3 protein-coding genes and 1 pseudogene are annotated in these 4,731 nt (G+C 63.6%); 2 read left to right on the top strand and 2 right to left on the bottom strand.

All coding sequences use genetic code 11. The annotated features are described in order from the left end of the window. Positions 1-105 precede the first annotated feature (105 nt). Together pcaG and pcaH are read right to left on the bottom strand one after the other, a co-directional pair. Positions 106-696 (bottom strand): annotated as a pseudogene (pcaG, locus tag OO306_RS27690) (protocatechuate 3,4-dioxygenase subunit alpha); the annotation flags it as partial. Between the two features lie 10 nt (positions 697-706). Beyond that, the gene (pcaH, locus tag OO306_RS27685; RefSeq protein WP_027595440.1) at positions 707-1,426 is read right to left on the bottom strand and encodes a protocatechuate 3,4-dioxygenase subunit beta; all 720 of its coding nucleotides are present in this window, start codon (positions 1,424-1,426) and stop codon (positions 707-709) included. A 199-nt stretch (positions 1,427-1,625) separates the two neighbouring features. Here pcaH and OO306_RS27680 point away from each other — a divergent pair, with 199 nt between their 5' ends. Beyond that, positions 1,626-2,516 carry a neutral zinc metallopeptidase gene (locus OO306_RS27680; protein ID WP_099430441.1) on the top strand — a complete coding sequence of 297 codons (891 nt, stop codon included), beginning with the start codon at positions 1,626-1,628 and terminating at the stop codon, positions 2,514-2,516. A gap of 182 nt (positions 2,517-2,698) precedes the next feature. Continuing rightward, a complete protein-coding gene (locus tag OO306_RS27675) occupies positions 2,699-4,618 on the top strand; it encodes a methyl-accepting chemotaxis protein (protein WP_099430442.1) in 1,920 nt (639 codons plus the stop codon). Positions 4,619-4,731 lie beyond the last annotated feature (113 nt).

Below are 4,731 nucleotides of genomic sequence, written 5' to 3'. Positions count from 1 at the left end.
GAAGAAACACCGGCGTTCCAGCAACACGTGGAGAAGCTTGAGCAGGGCGACCGCGAAGGCCTGGCCTCCGGCCCCAAGGTGTCGTTCAAGGAAGTCGCCACCCAACACTGTCTCCCCTTCCCCCTGAATACGGATATCGAAACGGTACGCCGTCTTCCCATCCACTTCGCAACGCTTGGCAATCAACGTCTCACGGCGCTGTGGCTGCTCGATCAGGTTGAGCACCGGGCACTTGGCGTTGGCTTCGGCTTCATCATCAAAATACAAGCGCGTGTGCAGGTGGATGTTGATGCCACGGGCAAACAGGCTGATGTTGATGTGCGGCGCCATCGGCACGCCGGCCGCGTTCTTCACCACACCCGGCTTCACCGTTTGCACGGTCCACTCACCGGCATCGAAAGTGGTGGCGGTGCGGCCGAAGCTGTTGAAGGCGTTTTCCAGGTTGTATGCATCCTGGTACTGGCCGGCGGCATCGGCCTGCCACAGCTCCAGGAACGAATCGCGCACCAGGTGCCCGTTACCGTCATAGACCTGGCCGATCAACAGGATGTGTTCACCCGGCGCCTCTGGCTTGGCCAGGCGGTTCCAGATTTCCTGGTCGCGGGTCGGGTTGCCGGCCGCTTCCAGGGCCAGGCCGATATGCACGTAGGGGCCGGCAGTCTGCGAAGGGGTTTCCGGCAGCAGTTCGATTGGCATGGCGGGGTCCTCAGCAGTTTTCGAAGTGGGTCTTGCGCTGGCCGCGCAGCACGATATCAAAGCGGTACGCCAGGCAGTCCATCGGGTTGGCGTTGCTCATGTCGAGCTTGGCGATCAACTGCTGCACGGCTTCTGGGTTGGCGATCGACTTGACGATCGGGCACATCGGGATCAGCGGGTCACCCTCGAAGTACAGCTGGGTGATCAGCTTGGTCGCAATCGATGGGCCGCTGATGCCGAAGTGGATGTGCGCCGGGCGCCAGTCGTTCGGGCCGTTGCGCCATGGGTATGGGCCCGGCTTGATGGTGCGGAAGCTGTAGTAGCCGTCGCGGTCGGTCAGGCAACGGCCGACGCCACCGAAGTTAGGGTCCAGCGGTGCCAGGTAGCGGTCGTTCTTGTGGCGATAGCGGCCGCCAGCGTTGGCCTGCCACATTTCCACCAGGGTATTGGGCACAGGCTTGCCGTATTGGTCGACCACGCGGCCGGCAACGATGATGCGCTCACCAATCGGCAGGCCACCGTTGTTGAAGTTCAGCAGCAGGTCATGGTCGTGGGCGCCGAAACCCAGGTGGGTGAAGTCCGGGCCGGTGGTTTCGCTGATCGACTGCGGGATGCTGACCAATGCCTGGCGCGGCGAGCGGGCAATGGAGGTCTTGTAGTCGGGGGTCAGGGCTTTGGGGTGCCAGTTGCGATCACGGATCACGAAGCGGCTGGTGTCCTGGGCGGGCATGCCGTTTTCCTCTCTTGGAATTATCTGGACGCCTTGCAGGGCAGGCGGACTTACAGTTTCAGATAAGCCGCGCGGGATGAATACTGAAATCAGCCCTCACATACATAACCATATGGTTATGGGTTAACACCTTTGTCTGACACCCTCCCCGTTGGTGAACTAATCTTTGTCTTCTTGTTTCACGCTCCGGAGAGCATTCATGGAATGGCGAAAAGGCCGACGCAGCGACAACGTGGTCGATGCCCGAGGTGAAGGTGGCGGTGGTGGCGGCATGCGCTTCGGCGGCGGCAAGGGCCTCGGGCTGGGGGCGATCCTACTGATCGTGGGCATTGGCTGGCTGACCGGGCAAGACCCGCTGCAGATACTCGGCCAGCTCACCGGGCAGATGACCCAGCAGCAGCAACAGGCGCCCAGTGGCGCAGGCGGCAAGGCGCCGCCAGCCAATGACCAGCAGGCCGACTTCGTCGCCTCGGTGCTGGGTGACACGGAAGACACCTGGAAAGCGCTGTTCTCCCAGGCGGGCAAGCAGTACCGCGACCCCAAACTGGTGCTGTTCAGCGGCCAGGTCAACTCGGCCTGCGGCTTCGCTTCGGCGGCCGTCGGCCCGTTCTATTGCCCGGCCGACCAGCGGGTGTACCTGGACATGTCGTTCTTCCGCGAGATGGAAACCCGTTTCGCGGCTGCGGGTGACTTTGCCCAGGCCTACGTCATCGCCCACGAGATCGGCCACCACGTGCAGACCCTGCTCGGCGTGTCGGCCAAGGTCGATGCCGCCCGCCGCAATGGCCAGCGCATGGAAGGCGACAACGGCTTGCTGGTGCGCCAGGAGCTGCAGGCCGACTGCCTGGCAGGGGTGTGGGCCTACCAAGCGCAAAAACGCCTGAACTGGCTGGAGCCGGGTGACGTCGAAGAAGCGCTGAACGCGGCCAATGCCATCGGTGATGACCGCCTGCAGCAAAAAGGCCAGGGCCGCGTGGTGCCCGACTCCTTCACCCACGGTACCTCGGCGCAGCGTGTGCGCTGGTTCAAGGCGGGGTTTGCCGAGGGCGAAGTGAACAGCTGCGATACCTTCAGTGCCCGTAACCTCTGACACGCCTGGGGCTGCCTGGCAGCCCCAGCCTCACCCTAACGACAAGTTACAAATCTGCTGAAAAAGCGTTTCAGCTTCCCTGATCATTGCCGATAACCCCTGCACGAATCAGCGGGCATCCAGAACAACAACGCCTTGCGATCGACGATCAAGAGAGCGAAAACAACTTCTGGAGTGCGTGCATGAACAGCTGGTTTGCCAACATCAGCGTCAACCTCAAACTCGGCCTGGGCTTCGGCCTGGTGCTGATCCTCACCGGCCTGCTGGCCCTGACCGGCTGGACCAGCCTGGGCAGCCTGATCGACCGCAGCAACTGGATGAGCGATATCAGCCAGCTCAACAAGGACCTGACTGACCTGCGCATCGCCCGCCTGCAGTACATGATTGCCAACGGCGATGATGCCGCGGCGGCCAACACGCTGAACAAGCTCGATGCGTTCAGTAACCAGCAACAACGCCTGGTCAGCACGTTCAAGAGCCCGGACAACGTCAAGCTGCTGCACGAACTGGGGCAGACCATCAGCCAGTACAAGGTCTCGCTGGCCACCATGCGCACGGGCTACAACGCCACCCGGGCCGCGCGTGATGCCATGAATGCGTCGGGCGCCAAGGCCGACCAGGCCATGGACGCCCTTAGCCAGGAAGTCATGGCACGCCCCGAAACCGACAGCGTGCGCCTGGCCCAGTACCAGCTGATCAGCAAGGCCCGCCAGCAACTGCTGCAGGTACGCATCGACGTGCGCGGCTACATGGCCGATAACAGCGCGACCAATGAACAGGCCGCCCTGCGCCAGCTCGAAGCGGCGCTGGCCGAGGCCGACAACCTCAAGCGCCGGCTGCCGGCCGCCGACGCGCGTCTGCAGCAGTTCGAACAGTCAGTGCTGGCCTACCGTGACGCCGTGCGCCAGTTCCGTGATGCGCTGGCCAGCATTACCAGCGCGCGCGCTGAAATGACTGTCCAAGGCGCCGACATCGTCAAGACCAGCGACGCGCTGTACAAAATCCAGCTGGAGCGCCGCGACATCGAGAGTGCGCAGGCCCGTAGCCTGCAGGCCATCGCGACCTTGCTGGCGTTGCTGGTCGGCGTACTGGCTGCGGTGCTCATCACCCGGCAGATCACCCGCCCGCTGCAGGAAACCTTGCAAGCGGTGGAGCGCATCGCGGGCGGCGACCTGACGCACGACCTGCGCGTCACCCGCCGTGATGAACTGGGCGTATTGCAACAGGGCATCGCCCGCATGGGCACCACCCTGCGCGAGCTGATCAGCGGCATCCGCGACGGCGTCACCCAGATCGCCAGCGCTGCCGAAGAGCTGTCGGCGGTCACCGAGCAAACCAGCGCAGGGGCCAACAGCCAGAAAGTCGAGACCGACCAAGTCGCCACTGCAATGCACGAAATGGCGGCCACGGTTCAGGAAGTCGCGCGCAACGCCGAGCAGGCCTCGCATGCCGCCACCGGTGCCGACGACGAAGCCCGCGCGGGTGATCAGGTGGTCGGTGAGGCGATCAGCCAAATCGAACGCCTGGCCGAAGAAATGCACCGCTCCACCGAGGCCATGAACCTGCTGCAACAGGAAAGCCAGAAGATCGGCAGCGTGATGGACGTGATCAAGTCGGTAGCCGACCAGACCAACCTGCTGGCACTCAACGCCGCGATTGAAGCGGCCCGTGCCGGCGAGGCGGGCCGTGGCTTTGCCGTGGTCGCTGACGAGGTGCGTGGGTTGGCCCAGCGCACGCAGAAGTCCACCGAAGAGATCGAAGAGCTGATTGCCAGCCTGCAGCACGGCACCCAGCAAGTGGCGACGGCCATGCAGGGTAGCCGGACCCTGACCGACAGCAGTGTCGAACTGGCGCGCAAGGCCGGCGCCTCGCTGGAAAGCATCACCGGCACGGTGTCGAGCATTCAGTCGATGAACCAGCAGATTGCGGCGGCGGCGGAAGAGCAGAGCGCGGTGGCCGAAGAAATCAGCCGGAGCATTCTGAACGTGCGGGATGTGTCCGAGCAGACGGCAGCGGCCAATAACGAGACGGCGGCGTCCAGCGTTGAGCTGGCGCGGTTGGGCGGGCAGTTGCAGATGCTGGTGAGCCAGTTCCGCGTTTGATTCAACCACGGCGGGCGCACACTCCGTGCGCCAAACCCAGGTAGGAGCAGCCTTGTGCTGCGAAGAGGCCAGTGGCAGCACCGAAGATTTACTGGGCTGCCACTGGCCTCTTC

This window comes from Pseudomonas sp. DCB_AW (assembly GCF_026240895.1).
GTDB classification, from domain to species: Bacteria; Pseudomonadota; Gammaproteobacteria; order Pseudomonadales; family Pseudomonadaceae; genus Aquipseudomonas; species Aquipseudomonas kermanshahensis.
This window is presented reverse-complemented; position numbering and strand designations above follow the sequence as displayed.